This is a genomic window from Paenibacillus polymyxa M1, assembly GCF_000237325.1.
In the GTDB taxonomy this organism is placed as follows: Bacteria; Bacillota; Bacilli; order Paenibacillales; family Paenibacillaceae; genus Paenibacillus; species Paenibacillus polymyxa_C.
Genome location: NC_017542.1, coordinates 5,041,795 through 5,059,636 on the forward strand (window position 1 = coordinate 5,041,795; position 17,842 = coordinate 5,059,636).

13 protein-coding genes are annotated in these 17,842 nt (G+C 43.3%); 3 read left to right on the forward strand and 10 right to left on the reverse strand.

The window, feature by feature from the left end:
• Positions 1-79 precede the first annotated feature (79 nt).
• Positions 80-1,306, forward strand: coding sequence for a sugar efflux transporter (locus PPM_RS22825; RefSeq protein ID WP_013373198.1), 1,227 nt, complete (start codon positions 80-82; stop codon positions 1,304-1,306).
• 146 nt (positions 1,307-1,452) lie between these two features.
• On the opposite strand, the gene PPM_RS22830 is transcribed toward PPM_RS22825, so the two are convergent.
• Entirely contained in the window at positions 1,453-2,670 is a 1,218-nt protein-coding gene (locus tag PPM_RS22830; RefSeq protein ID WP_013373199.1) for a macrolide family glycosyltransferase, read from the reverse strand.
• A 276-nt stretch (positions 2,671-2,946) separates the two neighbouring features.
• The gene (locus PPM_RS22835) at positions 2,947-6,255 is read right to left on the reverse strand and encodes a pectinesterase family protein (RefSeq protein ID WP_013373200.1); all 3,309 of its coding nucleotides are present in this window, start codon (positions 6,253-6,255) and stop codon (positions 2,947-2,949) included.
• A 187-nt stretch (positions 6,256-6,442) separates the two neighbouring features.
• Here PPM_RS22835 and PPM_RS22840 point away from each other — a divergent pair, with 187 nt between their 5' ends.
• Positions 6,443-7,282, forward strand: coding sequence for a helix-turn-helix transcriptional regulator (locus PPM_RS22840; protein WP_013373202.1), 840 nt, complete (start codon positions 6,443-6,445; stop codon positions 7,280-7,282).
• A gap of 227 nt (positions 7,283-7,509) precedes the next feature.
• Here PPM_RS22840 and PPM_RS22845 read toward each other — a convergent pair whose 3' ends face one another.
• The 8 genes from PPM_RS22845 to PPM_RS22875 all read right to left on the reverse strand — a co-directional run bounded on the left by PPM_RS22845 (position 7,510) and on the right by PPM_RS22875 (position 16,376).
• Complete coding sequence (locus tag PPM_RS22845; RefSeq protein ID WP_013373203.1) at positions 7,510-8,547, reverse strand: threonine aldolase family protein; 1,038 nt, start codon at positions 8,545-8,547, stop codon at positions 7,510-7,512.
• The gene (locus PPM_RS22850) at positions 8,534-8,995 is read right to left on the reverse strand and encodes a MarR family winged helix-turn-helix transcriptional regulator (protein WP_013373204.1); all 462 of its coding nucleotides are present in this window, start codon (positions 8,993-8,995) and stop codon (positions 8,534-8,536) included. Before PPM_RS22850 ends, PPM_RS22845 begins: the two co-directional genes overlap by 14 nt.
• A gap of 154 nt (positions 8,996-9,149) precedes the next feature.
• Positions 9,150-12,260, reverse strand: a complete 3,111-nt coding sequence (locus PPM_RS22855; protein WP_013373205.1) for an efflux RND transporter permease subunit — start codon at positions 12,258-12,260, stop codon at positions 9,150-9,152.
• Positions 12,257-13,678 (reverse strand): efflux RND transporter periplasmic adaptor subunit, encoded by a 1,422-nt coding sequence (locus PPM_RS22860; protein WP_043886145.1) that lies wholly within the window; start codon positions 13,676-13,678, stop codon positions 12,257-12,259. The genes PPM_RS22855 and PPM_RS22860 overlap by 4 nt, the downstream gene beginning before the upstream one ends.
• 173 nt (positions 13,679-13,851) lie before the next feature.
• The gene (locus PPM_RS22865; RefSeq protein WP_013373207.1) at positions 13,852-14,502 is read right to left on the reverse strand and encodes a response regulator; all 651 of its coding nucleotides are present in this window, start codon (positions 14,500-14,502) and stop codon (positions 13,852-13,854) included.
• A complete protein-coding gene (locus PPM_RS22870; RefSeq protein WP_013373208.1) occupies positions 14,499-15,743 on the reverse strand; it encodes a sensor histidine kinase in 1,245 nt (414 codons plus the stop codon). The genes PPM_RS22865 and PPM_RS22870 overlap by 4 nt, the downstream gene beginning before the upstream one ends.
• 249 nt (positions 15,744-15,992) lie before the next feature.
• Positions 15,993-16,163: a hypothetical protein gene (locus PPM_RS29710; protein ID WP_013373210.1), complete on the reverse strand. Its 171-nt coding sequence runs from the start codon at positions 16,161-16,163 to the stop codon at positions 15,993-15,995.
• A gap of 18 nt (positions 16,164-16,181) precedes the next feature.
• On the reverse strand, positions 16,182-16,376 hold the full coding sequence (locus tag PPM_RS22875) for an H-type small acid-soluble spore protein (RefSeq protein ID WP_013373211.1): 195 nt from the start codon (positions 16,374-16,376) through the stop codon (positions 16,182-16,184).
• A 229-nt stretch (positions 16,377-16,605) separates the two neighbouring features.
• On the opposite strand from PPM_RS22875, the gene PPM_RS22880 reads away from it, so the two are divergent.
• Positions 16,606-17,805, forward strand: a complete 1,200-nt coding sequence (locus PPM_RS22880) for a macrolide family glycosyltransferase (RefSeq protein WP_013373213.1) — start codon at positions 16,606-16,608, stop codon at positions 17,803-17,805.
• Positions 17,806-17,842 lie beyond the last annotated feature (37 nt).

Sequence of the window (17,842 nt, forward strand, 5' to 3'; positions counted from 1 at the left end):
TTATGCTAAAGTCATATATAGTTTTGGTTGGATAGGTATGTAAGTTCTGCTTCTAAATCTAAAGGGGTGTAAAAATGAAATGCTAAAGCGTATTCAAAATCTTTTCTTTATCCCTAACTACCCGCTATTTATGATCTGTATGTTATTGCAAGGTATGGCTATTTCTATAAGTGCACCTTTTTTAGCTGTATATTTTACAAGTACACTTGGCGTATCTGTGGGAACCTTTGGTTTGTTTACAGCGGTGACTTTGATTTGTGGTATATGGATAAGCTCCCTTATTGCCGAACGCTCCGATACCGGGTTAGATCGCAAACAAATTTTAGTGATTTGTACGTTATTTAATGCTGTAGCCTTTGCTGGATATCTTGTAATCCAAAATTTTTATGTACTTTTTATTTATATGACTGTCTTTACGGCAATTGGCGCCCCTGGGATGCCGCAGTTATTTGCCAGTGCACGTGAAGCGGTAGATCGCAGTAAATCTGCGGATCATGCCTTTGCGAATTCAACGCTTCGTTCTATGTTTTCTCTTGGCTTTATTACCGGACCGCTCTTTGGTTCCTTCTTGATTGCACATACGGGCTTTAAAGGTATTTTTGTCGGTACGACCTCTATTTTTGTACTTATTGCCGTTCTTCTATTCTTTTTTATCAAGCAGCCTCCTGTTCAAGCTAAAAATAAGGATCAACTTTCACTTCATCACATTACATTACATAAAAATATTAAAATTCTGATTCCTTTTCTAGTTCTTACTCTGCTTTATACGTCTCACTGGATGAATAGTTTGAACATTTCCTTGTTCATCATCCACAATTTAAAAGGTGACACGAATGACGTTGCCCTAGTATCCAGTATTTGCGCAATCTTAGAGATACCCTTGATGCTCATGCTGGGCGTACTAGCGGCCAAATACTCCAACCGTTTGCTTATATTTTTAGGGGCTCTAACAGGCGTTGTCTATTATCTCCTCGTCCTTATGTCTACGGAGATGTGGCAGCTATTCGTGGGACAGCTTCTTCTAGCCTTCTTTGTTGCAGTGATATCAGCCATTGGTATCAGCTACATGCAGGATTTATTGCCATCTCTGCCCGGATATGCCTCGACACTGTATTCCAATGCGACAACGATCGGAAGACTGGCGGGGAGCTTGATGGGCGGATTGTTCGCTCAATGGATGGGTTATCGAAACTCCTATTGGGTATGCTTATTCCTGATCCTCTGTTGCCTTGGTCTGCTCGCGATTTCAAAAAAATTAGAGTTTCACAACTCGGCTGCTCTACAAGAAAGAAATCACAGTCTATAGGACAGCACCAATACAAAAAGCAGCACGTAATCTGGACGAGAACCTGAAGTCCGTTTACGTGCTGCTTTGTTATGCTATCATGCCATGCATGGTCCAGATTGGTTACATCGTAAGCCTCCGCACACGCACCCTATTTTTCTCGCATCCTATTTTCTTATAGTAGAGAAACGACTCATAATTGCATCAGCCGCATACGTATAACCGCCAGCCTGACGTAGTGATTGGCCAATTACATGCGCCTGTTGTTTATAGATGGCTTGATTTAAAACCTCTACCAAAGCAGCTTTTAAGATAGCGGGTGTAAGCTCATTTTTATTCACAGCAATACCCGCTCCCAGCTCTTGTACCCGATTGGCCACGATCGGTTGATCCGATGTCATGGGAACCAGAACCATCGGCACGTTGTAATACAAGGCTTCGCTTGCACTGTTCATTCCCCCATGTGTAATAAAGGCATCTACACGCTGAAGCATTTCCAGCTGCGGAATATAGGGCTTGATCATAAAATTGTCCGGGATATTGTCTGCCAATAACTCCATCTCCGCATATTGGCCTGATGAAAGTACAAATTGCACAGGCAAATCGCGAAATGCTTCAAAGCAAAGCTTGTAAAACTCCAAATCTCTATTAAGAATAGTTCCCAATGATATATAAACAACCTGCGGATACAAAGCACGAAGCTGTTCGAACGGAAAAGAGGGTGCATCTTTACGAGGTACAATAGATGGACCTGCAAAAATATAACTATCATCCAGCTTTTCAGCTTGCGGTTGAAAATAACGGCTTGTATACACGACCTTTAGGCTGTGGGAATGTGAATCGAGTTCATCAATAGCGGGGACGGAAACCTGAAACTCCTCAGCTAATTGATGTACTACTTTCATGGTGTCATCATAAAGCTCTCTCACTTTTATGTCATCATCATCCCAGCCTTGATCAGATCCCAGAGGCTCTACGAAAGCAAACGAACAGATCGTGCATACCGCAGGTATTCCCAGCCTCTCTGCTATAATTTTGCCTCCCCAACCCATCAAATAGTCATAAATCAAATAATCATACTCCTTATTTTCAATTTCTTTCATAACCTTTGGAATAATCGGTTCAATCAAACCTTTAACGATCATATTCACGAATTGATAATGATGTTTATATTCAGCCGGCTTTAATACAGGATTGTGAATAAATGCATCCGTACTAAATGGATAGGTGATCAGGTTTGCTCCCGTTTGTTGAATTCTCGTACCAAATTCCTCTGAACACACATAATCCACTTCTTTACCTCTGTCAACCAGCTGCTTCACTAATCCTAAGGACGGATTAACATGGCCTTCAGCAGGCGTGATCATAACCAACACACGTGCCATCCTACACCTCCAACATAATAATATGTTCAACTAAAAATAATTGTAGGTTTTTTCATGATGATTACGAACAAGATGTATATTAGCCTCGAGTTTATTACCACCTGTTATGCGCCTAAAAATACATCTCCTCTTCAATATATAAAATATTTACCATAATAACAAATGGTTTCAATTTTAGATTATGTATGTACCACATCCAAGTTTGCTCACAAACACGCACATAAGCGGAGGAAACGCTTAAAGCGTATCCCCCCGCTTATCGATTGAACATCAAATTTATAGACGCCAATTCCAATGATCTGTCCCGCTCAGAACAGCTTCAACAGTGTACTGGTTTGCTTCGTCAGCTGTAAGCTGTTTGGCCCAAGGTACACGCCCGCTACTTCCTGCACCTGGTCCAAAGTTGTCGAATTCTCCAAATCTTGCGGTCTGCTCATTGGATTCCTTACCCCAATTGTTCCAACCACCCGGCTTGATATGGTCATCCATATAGGTCTTCAAAAAAGTAACATGAGCGTAAGGACGCCATGGTCGCCCAAGATCCACCTTGCCTGTCAAGCCAGCTTCGGTTGTCAGACGACACTGAGTAAATACAAAACCTGGCTGGTTCTCTTCTGTTGAAGCTGCGGTTACGTATCCGGCACGCAGGCTGTGTATGATCGAATTATCAAACACAGCAGGTGCATTGCCAAATATAAAATCCACACTGCCACTGATGTAGCTGTCCTTAAAATACTGTCTGCCACGGTTTACGAGCAAAGTATCCTGTAGGCCGGTAATTTTGACATTATGATACTTGCCACGATCACCTTCGGCATATAACGCTACAGCCTGCACCTGCCCGGTCCCTTCTGTGTTGGCGACCGTCACATTTTCCATCACAAAATCAGGACTTTGCACACGCATAGTATAGCTATTGCTCGTTCCTAATTCTTTCCCGTCCACTATGGTCTTGGCTGTATCATCAAAAGCAATGATCGTTTTGTCCCGATCTTCTCCGATAATGCTCAGATTTTTTTTGGAGGAATTCACCTTTATTTTTTCACGGTAGGTACCGTTTTTGAGATGGATAATAGTCCTTGTGTTGCTGTTGTCAGGGACTGCATCAATAGCTGCCTGGAGAGATGTATAGTCAGCAGGGCCATAGGTCGATACAACCACACTAGTGGGAGAGGTTCCTCCTGAGTCTGTTAGCTTGCGGACCTTAACATTGCTGAATTCCGACGTATTGTAATTCCATACATCGTTTTGTTGTTTGGATGCATCGGTAGCTAGCCCGAACAGTAAGGGTTGATTCTCTGGAAAGTCCACGACTGCTTCACCCACTTTCTCCCAATTTGTTAGACCATCGGCGGATATCCATCCGGTCAGCTTTTGCCCTTGTCTCACCAGACGAACCGAATATGGCGTTGTAATAAATGTTTCCATTGACGCGCGCTTGGTTTTACCATCTGTTTGATCACGACTAATAAGAGTCCCCTGTTTACCATATTTAACAAATGCTAAAGACATAAAGGCCATTTTTGATCCAGGCTTCAGTGATTCACGGATCATTACACCTGCTTCGGCATTATCGTCCACAGGAGTAATCTTCTCCACACGGGCTGTAATTTCACCGTCTCCCTCCCATTTCTGATAAGCATAATGGAAAAGATCAGCCTGACCGTCAATGTCTCCCGCCGATTTCAGTCGTATGCTGCTGCCGTTTGCATCTTCTTTTAATACCTGAGTATGCCCTTTGATATAGCCATCGTTGCCCTCAGAGCCAACCTCTTCGCTGAGCCAGCTTCCCGTTGGTACAGTCGTGTTGACGTGGATGGTGACAGGATTGGAAAATGCAGCAGTTCCCTTGCGGTCTGTCACCCGTGCAATAATGTAATGGGTGCCGTCCGTCACATGATTCCAGCTGATTTGATAAGGCGCATTCTCTACTTTTCCAGCAAGTTTGCCGTCAATGATAAATTCAACGTGGGCAATGCCATCTTGGTCCTTGGCCGTTGCAGTTATGGTCGCATCACGTCCGGCTTCCAAAATATCGTTATGCTTCAGCGAACGTCCGCCTTCATCCGACACCTGAACGACGGCCTCCGGATTATCTACCTCACTTCCATTGGACAGCTTCTCAATGAGATCATTTAAATAGACTTCCAGATTCGTATAGCCCTTGGCAAAATGAGCATACTCGCCTGTGCCGGCAAGCTCCTGACCGTTGCGGTCGTCTGCATTTTTGGGGTCCAGCCCATGGGCACGTTCCCATTCATCCGGCATGCCATCATGATCACTGTCAGTAAGCTCCGTGTTGGTTACGCTATAATCATCGTAAATCCAGCCTGCCTCACGCGGGGAGTTGATAAACGCACCCGTTCCATTCTTCACATCATTCATAATGCGGGCGTCCACCGCATCTCTTCTTGGCAGCGTGGCTCCTGAACCAGCAAGCACCTCAGTGTATGCGGTCTGTGCATCTGTCGCTTGATATGGACCATACGCATCCGGTGAAATCCCGTTGTCGTATTCCCCTCTGACTTCAATCGGCTCTGCCAAACGAGTGGAAGGGTCAATAATCGATCCAATCGATGTTCCAAGCTGCCAGTTGTCCTTAGTAACCGATTCGTTGCCGTACATGTAGTTGCCACCAATATAGATGCGTGTTTTATATTTTTTACTTCCCACGTCTACAAAGATTTGACCGCGAACGTCCTTATATGTGTTGGGGCCATACTTATAATAGTTATTCAGCACATTATACGATCCTTCACCACCGCCATAGGAAGAGAAAAATCCCCAGTTATAAATGACATTATTGGTCATTTCCACAGCGTCGATTTGTTTTTTATCGGTTGGGAAACGCGGGTTGCGGCTTGCATTGTGTGCCAACAAGTTATGATGATAGGTGGAATTTCGACCACCCCATATGCCGCCATAGCCGTGGCGACCTTTTTGGTGCGTGGTCATTAGCATACTTTCGGACGCAATGGACCATTGTACCGTCGTATTTACGTTATCGTACAGACTCAGCACCTCATCCACAGACCAGCTAAAGGAACAGTGATCAATCATAATGTTTTTATGATATCTGGATCCTAATGCGTCATCCTCGCTGGGGTAACGGTCGGTTAATCGAAAACGCAGGTAACGGAGAATGACGTTATCTGCATCAATCCCTGTTGTGTAATCGCTTACAGTTATACCATCGCCAGGAGCTGTCTGACCCGCAACCGTCAGGTTGTTGCCCAGGATTTTAAGTGGCTCCTTAAGATGAATGGTTCCGCCCACCCGGAATACGACCGTCCGATTATCGGAGCTGACCGCTGCACGAAGAGATCCGGGGATCATCTGCTCACCTTTGCCGTAATCCTCCAGCGTGGTAACTTCGTAAACTTCACCTCCGCGTCCACCGGTAACATATTTACCGCCACCTTCAGCCCCCGGAAACGCCGGAATATTCGTCGCTATTTTTTCGACTTTTGCCATCTCTGTCCCGACCGCAGTCTCTGCTTGAATCAGTGGTGGGCACAAGGTCAACAACAATGAACCCACAACCACATTACATAGCACCTTTCTCCATGTACGCTGCTTGCTCATATTCTGTTTCCTCCCTAAGATTTTCTTTCACACCAGCGCATACTTTTATAAAAGAATGATCCGAGACGTTCAGAAGTGTTTTCACCTCCTTTCATCAATCTTTTCTGCTTTTACCGTGGGCAGGTGTCATATATACTATAGATATATGAATGCGCTTACTTATCTTAATTTGCAAAGGAAGAAGCACATGAATGAAATGAAGGAAGACAAATATATCATCGGAGAACAACAATTCTCCATTCATCACATCTACCGTACCGGCTTCACAGTTATGCCCAGACCTCATGTTCATGAGAACTATGAGCTGTATTTTTTGCTGCAGGGCGAACGCATCTACTTTATGAACGGCAAGGTATACACCGCTCGCAAGGGCGATCTGATATTCATCCTCCCTCATGACTTACACTCTACCGCCAGCACGCAATTGGAGGAAACAGAACGCATTTTGATTCATTTTTCTCCGACGTTTCTCCCACCGCAGGATCGTGACATTCTGGATCTACCGCCGTATCAGCAATCCGCGTTGCTTCGCTTACCGGCTAGAGAACAAGTCGAAGTTGAACGACTGTTCCTGCAAATGAATAGCGAATGTAGGAACAAGCAGCCTCTGCATGACCGTTGTGTACAGCATTTGCTGCTGGAAATGCTTATCCTGGTGCACCGATCGGAAGCGGCCGAGCGTAGTGAACTTATTTCATCTCATCCCATGCATCAGAAAATCACAGAAATTTCGTCTTTTATTCAGGATCATTTCAATGAGCCGTTAACTCTCGAACAAGTGGCCGCCTGCTTTTTTATTAGTCCAGCCTACCTAAGCCGCATCTTTCTAAAATTGACTGGCTTTCATTTCAGCGAATACATCCGCGTCGTGAGGGTTAGGGCGGCTCAAACCAGACTGCGAACCACCAAGGACAAAATCCAGAGCATTGCGGAGGATGTCGGCTTCGGTCATGCCTCCCATTTTAATAAAATCTTTAAAAAAATAACCGGGCTCTCCCCTCTTCAATACCGTAAACAGGTTCGATAGGTATTCAGTGTAAATAATTAGGCGCTAATTTTATACATTCGCTCTTGTCTTGTTTTTCCATTTTTATATCTACTTGCTCTTTCATGGAACTAAAGACGAGCCGCCTGGATTAGGTAATTTACACGACAAAAAAGCCATACTTCGCTGCAATGTGTGCAACGAGGTATGGCCTATTTCATCATTCATTTTACCTCTTCAAGATGATACTCATCGTTTATCCGTGACCTCTATTGTAATGCTTTGATATCCTGAAGCAGCATTTCAATATTTTCTTTCTTTGTGGCCCAACTGGTGCAAAATCGAACAGCAGTATGTGTATCATCAACCTTTTCCCAAAAGGAGTAAGTATATTTTTCACTCAACGCCTGTAATATACGATCCGATATAATCGGAAACTGCTGATTGGTTGTAGAATGATATAGGAAAGAAAATCCTTGCTCGGATAATCCTTTTTGCAGCAACATGGCCATATGTATGGCGTGTTTGGAAATCTCAAAGTATAAACCTTCCTCAAACAGCGTTTCAAACTGAATGCCCAGCATTCTGCCCTTAGCCAGCAGTCCTCCTTTTTGCTTGATCATATATCTAAAGTCTTTTTTCAAAGCATCATTTAGGATAACGACGGCTTCTCCCATCATTGCTCCAATTTTAGTGCCGCCAATATAAAACACATCGCACAGCATTGCTATATCTGCTAATGATACATCGCTATCCTCTGCAACCAAACCATAGCCTAAGCGGGCTCCATCTATAAACAGCGGTAAACCATATTCACGACAGACTTTACTTAACACTTCCAGCTCCGATCGGCTATAGATCGTTCCATTCTCGGTCGGTTGAGAAATATAAACCATCCCGGGTTGTACACAGTGCTCAGGAGCAGAATCACTCCAGTGAGCGTCGTATAGTTCCTTTACCTGCTCACCCCGGATTTTCCCATCCTCGCTTGGCAATGTCAGTACTTTATGTCCAATAGCCTCAATTGCTCCGGTCTCATGCACAGCAATATGTCCAGAAGTTGCCGCAATCACACCTTGATGCGGACGCAAAATCGAAGAAATGACCGTTGTATTGGTCTGTGTACCTCCAACCAAAAAGTGTACATCCGCATTTTCGGAGTCACACGCCTTTTTAATATAAGCTCTGGCTTTTTCACAATGATCGTCCATACCATAGCCTGGCGTTTGTTCCTCATTCGTTTCCAGTAGTCGCTGTAATATACGTTCATGGGCACCTTCGGTATAGTCGCATTCAAATCGTATCATTCTGTATCCTCTCCGAAATATCCAATTTCTTCTGAATTAACAACATAGAAGCATGTAATTCTTCAATCTCTATTTCTGAAAGTCCTTGAACTAATCTTAGAATTTGCTCATCAGACCTTTCATTCAATTGGTTGTAGAACGTTTTTCCTTTAGGTGTCAGACGAATTAGATTTGTTCTATTATCCACCGTTGAATTTTCCTTAACAAGAAAGCCCTCTTTGCAAAATTTAGCAATGATCCTGCTCATATAGCTGCGATCAATTTTAAGAGATTCGACCAGCGTATTCGCAATACATGGCTCGATCAACCCGATCTCTATAATGACACGTGCCTCGGTAAAGGAATATCCGCTATCCAGCACATGTCTATCTAAAACACCAAGTAAATTCGTATAGAACCGGTTAAAACGCCTCATATCCGCTATGATATTAGCATCTATATTGACCATAACTCCCCCTATTTAGTGGACTTTTGCAACAATTATAGTAATGATATTTGTTGACTATGTCAACAAATAAAAAGATCGTACATGAAGACCTTCGCCTCATGTACGATCCCTATTCTAAAAGAAATATTGAAGTATATTGTTTTTCTGTATTTACCTACAAGGTCAATGAGCTATCGGTGTTTATAGTCTTTTCCTGCTTCTGCTTCCGCTTCAGCTTCAGATGAGCTACGACCATATACAGCGTCGGAACGACAAACAAGGTTAAAATGGTCGAAAAGATCAGGCCAAAGATAATGGTCGTTGCCAACGGTTTGAAGAGAATTTCTCCTATGGTGGCGATAGGGATCATCCCCACAATCGCAGTTAACGAAGTAAGCAAGATCGGACGGAAACGGGCAGAACATGCCATAAGGATCGCGTCTGTCAGTTCAGCTCCTTCACGCCGCGCATCTTCAATAAACTCTATCAACACAATACCGTTACGCACAACGATACCAGCCAGTGAAATGATCCCCATAATACTCATGAATCCAATTGGCATGCCTGAAATAAAGCTTCCAAGAATTCCGCCTGCCGCTGCCAGATACACAGTGGTCATAATAATAAGCGGTGTGGAGACGGAGTAAAACTGCATCGTGATCAAGAGCAGGATGAGAAAAACAACGATAATGGCTAGTTTGCCCAAATCTGTAAAAATATCAGATTGCGCGGATGTTTCTCCTCCCATCTCCCAGGTGTAGCCTGGTTCAAACTGTGTATGGGTTAGTTTGCTACGGATGTCATTAGTGAGTTCTGTAGCTGTACGCCCATTCGCATTGGCTGAAATCGTTACCGTTCGTTCCAAATCATAACGGTGGATTTGCTGAATGGAAAAGTCCGGTTTCATCGTGACTAACTGGGATAATGGAATTTGCTCTTTTGCCGCATTGGTTACACTTAATTGTTGGAATAATACCTCAGGATCATCGTTTGGTTTATTCATGTATATATTTATATCCAGCAATTCCTTACCTGTATCAAAATCCGTTACATTGACCCCGTCACCCATTAACAGCAGAGTACGCGTCAAATTGGAATAGCTAACCCGATATTTATCCAAGGCTTGTGGGTTGACTTGGAAATTCAGATTATAGCTTTGCATCCCCATATTATCGGTCACGTCTACAGCTCCGGGGGTACCCGCAACCATTTCTTTGACTTTAGCTGTCATGTTTTGCAGTTTATCAATGTCTTCTCCCTTCATCCGGATAGACACCGCACTGCCGACCGGAATACCTAATTGAGGAACCCGAATGCTGATCAATGCAGATGGATATTTGGCTTGCAACGTATGAGTCCAGCTATCCACTGTTTTCTGGAGATCGAATAGTCCCTCGTTTCCAACGACAGCAAGTTGACCGTTGACCGCTCCCCCAGAGCCGTGACCGCCTGCAACATCGCTGTACATCTGAGGCGCTCCTCCACCCGCCGTTGCCGACAGCCGCTCTGTCTCTGGTTGTTTTTTGACCCACAGCCCAATCTCGTTAATTACCCGATTGGTTGCCTGTAACGATGTTCCTTCCGGCATCGTTACGCTGATCGTGGCATCCGCCTGGTCGGATTCTGGGAATAATTGAATGGGAACAACCGCAAGTAATCCATAAGCTGCCGTACCAATCATAAGACCAATCAGCGCTGTTAAAAGCGGGCGTTGCAGTATTCTTGGCATCCAGTTTTTAGAGTACACATTGGATAGAGACTGGATTTGATGACCCAGAAGCCCGGGCGGCTTAACCGCTTGGTTACTCTGTTTCCCTTTACGGCGTTGATCATACCATTGACGAAAAATAGGAATAATTGTTAACGACATAATCATGGAAGCTAGCATCGTTAACGAAATAACGGTAGGGATCGGTTTAATAAAGTCTCCGATATTACCCGGCAGGAATAACAACGGAGCAAATGCTGCAACCGTAGCTAGCGTAGCTGTAATGATCGATAAGGATACCTCTTTGGTTCCTTTAATAGCTGCCTCCGTAGCATTTTCCCCAAATTCAGAGCGTCGGCGTTCAATGTTGTCATTGACCACGACGGCATCATCAACCAATATCCCTAGCACGATGATGAGTCCGATGACTGAAATTTGATTCAGCGTAGTTCCTGTCATGGGCAAGAAAATAAAGCCGATGGCGATGGAAACAGGAATGGCCAACGCCACAAATGCAGAAGTTAGCAAATTCAAGCCTAAAGTACATATCACAATAACCGATAAAATAGCGATAATCATCTCTTTGGTCAGGTTTCCAAATATTTCACTCACTCGATCATTTTGTGCAAAAAGCAGCTCAAAATGTACATTCTTCGGCAAACTGCTCGCAAGTTGATTGATTTTGGCTGTTGTTGCTTTGGATACCGTTGGCACATCTGTTCCTATATCTCCGCTTACACTGATCGAAATAGCAGGCTTGGTATTCACATACGTATAACTAGCTGCTTTTTTAAAAACAAGTGAGGCAGTACCTATATCCTTCAGAGATATCGGAAATCCATCGTCATTGCTTGAAATCTGGACGTTATTTAGAATCGATGGATCCGTTGAGGCATTCACCGTCAGCTGATAAGTACGCTCATTGAAATCCATACTTCCTGTAGGCACTCTGTCATTCTCATCCTTGATCGCTTGAACAACCTGCTCCCAGGAGATGTTATATTGTTGCATCTTTTGCGTGTCTAAGCTAACTCGTACCTCTTGCTCAGGTATTCCTTGAATATTAACCTGCGAAATACCGTGGACTGTTTTTAATTGATCTTTCCATTTGTTCATTAATTCATTTAATGAGTATAAATCCTCAACCTTATCAGAGGTGATCGCATATGAACCAATGAAAGAGCTAGTCATGCTATCATTGATTATAGGCTGCATCGCATCGTCTGGAAGCTCGGATTGTGCATCCTGCACCTTCGTACGAAGATCAGCCCATACTTTTGTCGGATCCGCATCATTCAAAGCTTCTATGATAATACTGGATTGGCCTTTCGATGAAGTAGAGGAAATCGTTTTGACACCTTGTACAGCTTTAATTTTCTGTTCCATGACCTTAGTAATGGTTTGCTCGATTCTTTCAGGTGAGGCACCCGGATAGATGGTTGTAACACTGGCTGACATAGGAATAACATCAGGCTGCTCCTGTTTGGGCAACGATGTAAAATTAAAGAGCCCTAGCAGTATGCACATACCAAAGAAAATGAGCGTAATTTTCTGTTTTTTAACGATATATTTAATCATTCGGATGACTCCTCCGATTTCCCAAGCACATCATTCCCAATTAAATCGCCATTAAACAAGGTTCCTGCTCCTTGTGTAACAATTTGATCGCCTGCCTGTAGTCCGGAGAGAACTTCGAATTGATTATTCGTTACTTTTCCCACTTTAATTGTGGTTTTAACGGCCTTACCATTCACAGCTTTAAAAATATAAGGGTCACTTCCCGTGCTAATCACGGATTCTACAGGCACTAACAGGGCTTCCGCTTGATTCACACTTTTAGATGCGCTGATGACTTGTCCAGGTTTCCAATCCAGTTCAGGGTTAGGCAGGCTGACTTCCACATTAATACTGCCCGTTTTCGCATTCGTTGATGGGTAGATCTGAGTAACGGTCCCTATTCTAATTTCATTATAGAGTGATATATTTACTTTTTGGTTTTTCTTCCATGATAAGATTTCGCTATCCGGTACGGGAAGAAGTACTTTTAAGGTCTTGATATTCCCGACGACGAATGCCTCACTCCCACTGGAGCCCAGTTGACCATCAGACACCTTTTTTTCAATGACTACGCCAGCGATCGGGGAGGTTAAAGTAGCTTTTTTAAGTGACAAGGATGACTGTTCATAAGCAGCCAATGCATCCTCGTAGGTAGCCTGCGCCTGAGCTTTACTGGCTAGCCCTTGCTGCTTCGTAGCCATAGCGGTCTCCAGCCCTGCTCTGGCCTGCTCTACACCAGCTGAAGCCTGGGCACGTTGTTCCTGTGAGGCTCCCGCAAGCAAGAGAGACAACTGCTCTTGTGCGTCACTTAAACTTTTTTGTGCATTCGTTAATTCCAGCTGTGCATTCTCATTTTCCGACAATGATGCTGCACCTGCCTGGAACAGACTTTGCGTCCGTGCGGCATCCGCTTTTTTCTTATTGTAAGCATTGGTGGCTGCAGTAACCGCATTTTGTGACTGTGCAATTTCCTGCTTTTTGGCGCCATTGTTCAATTCCTGCAATTTCGATTGGGCCGCATCGACCTGGGATTGTGAACTATGAATACCCGCCTGTGCCGATTGAACAGAAGCCTCCGCTTGGCTAAGACCGGCTTTTGCCTTTTCCATGGTTGCCTTGGCCCGATCCAGCTGCAGCTGGTAGACAGATGTATCTAACTTCGCAAGGACGCTCCCTTTTTCTACGGAGTCCCCTACCTCAACCATAGTGTTCAATATACGTCCATCCGCTTCAAAGGAAACACTAGCTTCATTACTTGCCTGCAATGTTCCCGCCAGATTAAAATCATTGGCCAAAGGTTTCATTACAAGCTTCTCTACTTTTACCGGATGACTTGCCTGTGTTACAGAGTTCTCCGTTGCACTGGAGCAACCGGAAGCTACTATAGCTAATGCAATCCCCGTAATCATGATCCTGATTCCTTTTTTCTTCAACTTAATGTCATCCTCCCTGATTCTCTCTTCTAAAGGTGCTATCAGCAACCCGTGGGTCATGTAAACTTTTTTCATTGCTTTTTTCATGTTATAACAATGAACACACAAAAAAATCGTACAAAGGGGCAAGCACCTTATGTACGACTGGGCAATGAAAAACATCTATTCAGTTAACATCTCTAAAGCTGTAAAATCCCACGTTCCAACGAAACAGCAACGGCTTCAGATCTAGAATCAACACCAAGCTTATTATAAATATTCGTTAAATGCGCTTTGACGGTACGCTCGGAAATCCCCATATCAAATGCTATTTCCTTGCTTTTAAAACCGTGTGCAACAGACTTTAATATATGCCTTTCCTTATCCGTAAGAACTAAGCTGCTCTCGCGGGATTCTAGCTTGGCTTCTTTCTTATTCGTTGCAGCGAACACCCTTGCTGTTATTTCTGGCTGAAGCAACGTTTCACCCCTTAGCGCTGACTCAATCGTGCGAAACAGGTTTTCCCGGCTGGTATCTTTCAATAAATATCCTTTTGCCCCCAAAGAAAGTCCCTTAATCATTAAATCATCTTCGTTATAGGTAGTCAGGATAATGACGGGCGTTTCATTTTGTTTTTCTCTGAGGGCTTTCATTGTATCCAAACCACTCATTTGTGGCATATATAAATCTAGTAATATGACATCCGGTTGAAGCTCCTCGATCAGTTTAAGAGCAGTTGCACCTTCTCCGGCCTCGCCAATAACTTCATAGCTGTCATTGGTCTCCAACACCAGCTTTAACCCTTCTCTAACGACCCAATGATCGTCGACGATTAAAATCTTGTATTTCATGATAGGTCTCCTTTAGTAAGAGGCGCCTCTATTTTTATAGCTGTACCTGCTTGCAATATACTGTTAATATTGATGTTTCCACCCAGCATCCGTACACGTTCATGGATCCCTATTATTCCGTAATGTCCTGTTTGCTTGGCAATAATATCTGTATCAAATCCTTTTCCATCATCACGAATCTCAATTTCAATCTTACCTTCGTTATCCAAAATATTAATCCATACGGTATTCGCGTGTGAATGCTTGGCTACATTGGTTAAACATTCGCTTATAATAAATAGTCCATGCTCGAACAGCAGTCTGGGGACTGAAGTTTTAATTTTGATGTTGCGTATGACACGAATGCTCGTAGCCATTGTAAATCGCTGTATTTCTTCCTCCACTGCTTCTGCAAAATCAACTTCCGAGATCGTTTTCGAACGCAGATTGTCTATGGCTCGCCTTGAATCAGACAATGTCCTCCGTACTTGTGACATCGATTGTTGGACAATCTCTTGGGCTCTTTGCGTACTTCCTTTGCTCAGATGAGCGTCAATGGCTTCCAGCTGCATGATTAGCCCAGCAAGCCCTTGAGCCAGCGTATCATGCAGATCACGGGCCATGCGTTGTCGTTCATTGGCAATTGTAAGTTCTTCCACCTTTTGATGTGCGATTTCAAGCTCTTTCAGAACGTTTTGTGTGCGGATTCGTGCCTTGACTTGTTTGAGAAAAAGAACCGCATAAGCAACTATAACAACGACAATTAGAAAAAATAGCGGGATGAACAGCACAAATTGCCTGCCGTCATTGTGAGAGACCACAGCCACACAAAAAAGAACGTAGGAGATCAAAAATACAAGAATGACCTTGAGCGGCTTATAATAAATACCTATACTCTGACCCACCAAAACGGGCATTAAACCCACTAGTACTATGGAGAAACTTTCAGGTAGAAGAAATGCACTTGCAAAGATCAAGCCCCCTTGTATCACAAAATAAGCCCATGAAAAATATTTTGCCACTCGATGAGCATGCAGGTACAAGAGGATGTGCAATATGATAATTATAGTGAATAAAGAACTTTGCAGTAGATTTAAACCACCAAACAAATGTTGAAGAATGACAGACTCACTATAAATTATAAAAACCCATATGATCGTTAATATTTTTGAAATATCCTTGTTCTCAACTTCACCTTCACTTTTACTCTCACTTGTTTCCGGATTTAGATTTTGAACCTGAACATTAGATGCATCGTTCATAATTCCCTCCTACAATTCTGAATTCAGCTTTTCAACTTATTAGGATATGCCGCTATGACGGCCTGGTCCATTTCGTTTGAACAAAAATCATTTATATATCATTTTACAAAAAAACGAAAGGAAAAAAACGTACACATGGGCAGTTTCACTTGTACGTTTGGGCATTGAGTACTTTTTGTTCGATACTATCCATTATGGCGTCATATAAAAAGCACGCAGCAGGTTATCCTGTGCGCGCTTGACCACTCTCTATTCTTCTTCCAACTCATCTGGCACATCATATTTATTGATATGTGAAGTCATTGCTGCAACAGCTTCGCTGGCATCCGTGGTGGCCGGTACTTCTCTGACCACATCATCCGTCTGATCCCGAAAATTCAAACGATCTGCCTCGATCTCTTTCTGTTGATTCGGTTTCATTTTTCATGTCGCTCCTTTCTATTCAAGGGTCTGATCTCGTTCTGTTAACGCGTACAAAGGCACTTCCCGTTCCTCTTCCGGGTTATTCAGCGCATAGATTCGTGCCGTCTCACGCTGTTCATTCACATGCTGAATATAGATGGGTAACCCATCGCACAACACATTTGCCATGATGGGAGAGGACGCTATTTCTTGTGCTCTTTGAACATTCATTTAGAAAAAACCTCCCTCGCTATATAGGTTCGTCTTTACTATGCACGAGGTAAATATTTGTTATACACATTTCATGCCAACAAGCCCTTGTCCTTATTGTTTAGAATTGTGTTGGCGAATTTTTATGAAAGGATATCATTTGAAAAAATAAATATTATTGTTATTATGGATTGAGAGATTCAGTTAAAACTGCATCTTAAATGAAAGAGAAGGAAAGGAGCAAGGATGGATGTTAAACGTATTAATGGTTAATTTTCCGGCAGAAGGACATGTAAACCCCACGCTTGGGATCACGCAAGCCTTTGCAGCACGAGGGGACCAGGTTCATTACATTACAACTGAGAAATACAAGAATAGACTCGAAGCAGTTGGAGCGAAGGTTCACCTGCATCCTGATCTGGTCAGGACTGCTTCCATTGATACCAGCACTCCGGCAGGACTGAACGCATTTATGAATATTCATATCCAGACTTCGATGGACATCTTAGCCATCATCCAGGAGCTGTCCGAGCGTATTCAATTTGACTTAGTGTTCTATGACCGATTTGGAGCCGGTGAATTAGTGAGAGATTATTTGAATATTCCAGGCATCTCTTCATCCCCATCTTTTCTCATTTCAAATCATCTGATGGCTGCCAATCTCTTTCGCTCCGACGCTAAAGTACCGTTTCAGCCTGATGAACAAGTCACGACTTCACTTCATCTCATGAAAGAAAGATTCGGTGTTGCTCCCAAAGAAATGGTTCAATTTATGAACAATTCAGGGGCTTTGAATGTTGTGTATACGAGTAAATATTTTCAACCGAATGGTGAACAATTTGGGGATGAACATCTTTTTATTGGTCCCAGCTTTCCGGAGCGTAAAGGAGAAAATTCATTCCCGCTGGACAGACTACAGGATAAAAAGGTTTTGTATATTTCGATGGGAACTGTTCTGGACCACACTGAAGACTTTTTTAACACCTGCATTGAGGCTTTTTCCGATTTTGAAGGCATCGTCGTGATTGCAGCTGGCGAGAAAGCTGACTTTACGAAAATTAACCCGGCCCCTGAGCACTTTATCATCTCACCCTATGTACCTCAATTGGAGGTATTACGTCATTCAGATGTATTTATTACTCATGGTGGAATGAACAGCGTGAATGAAGGAATTCACTTTAATGTACCCTTGGTCGTGCTGCCTCAGGACAAGGATCAGCCCATGGTCGCGCAACGGTTAACGGAACTTCAAGCTGGCTATCGAATAACTAAGGATCAAATCAATACACAAACGTTAAGAGATGGCGTACATGAGGTCATGTCAAACGCAGCGTATAAAGAGGGCGTACAAAAAATAAATGACAGCTTCCAGCAATCCGGCGGTACCAAAGAAGCTCTCGCAAAAATTGATGCTTATCTTGATGCTTATCTGCAACATAAGCGCGCCTAAAATCACACGAGCAAAATGGCCACAAAAAAACAGGAAT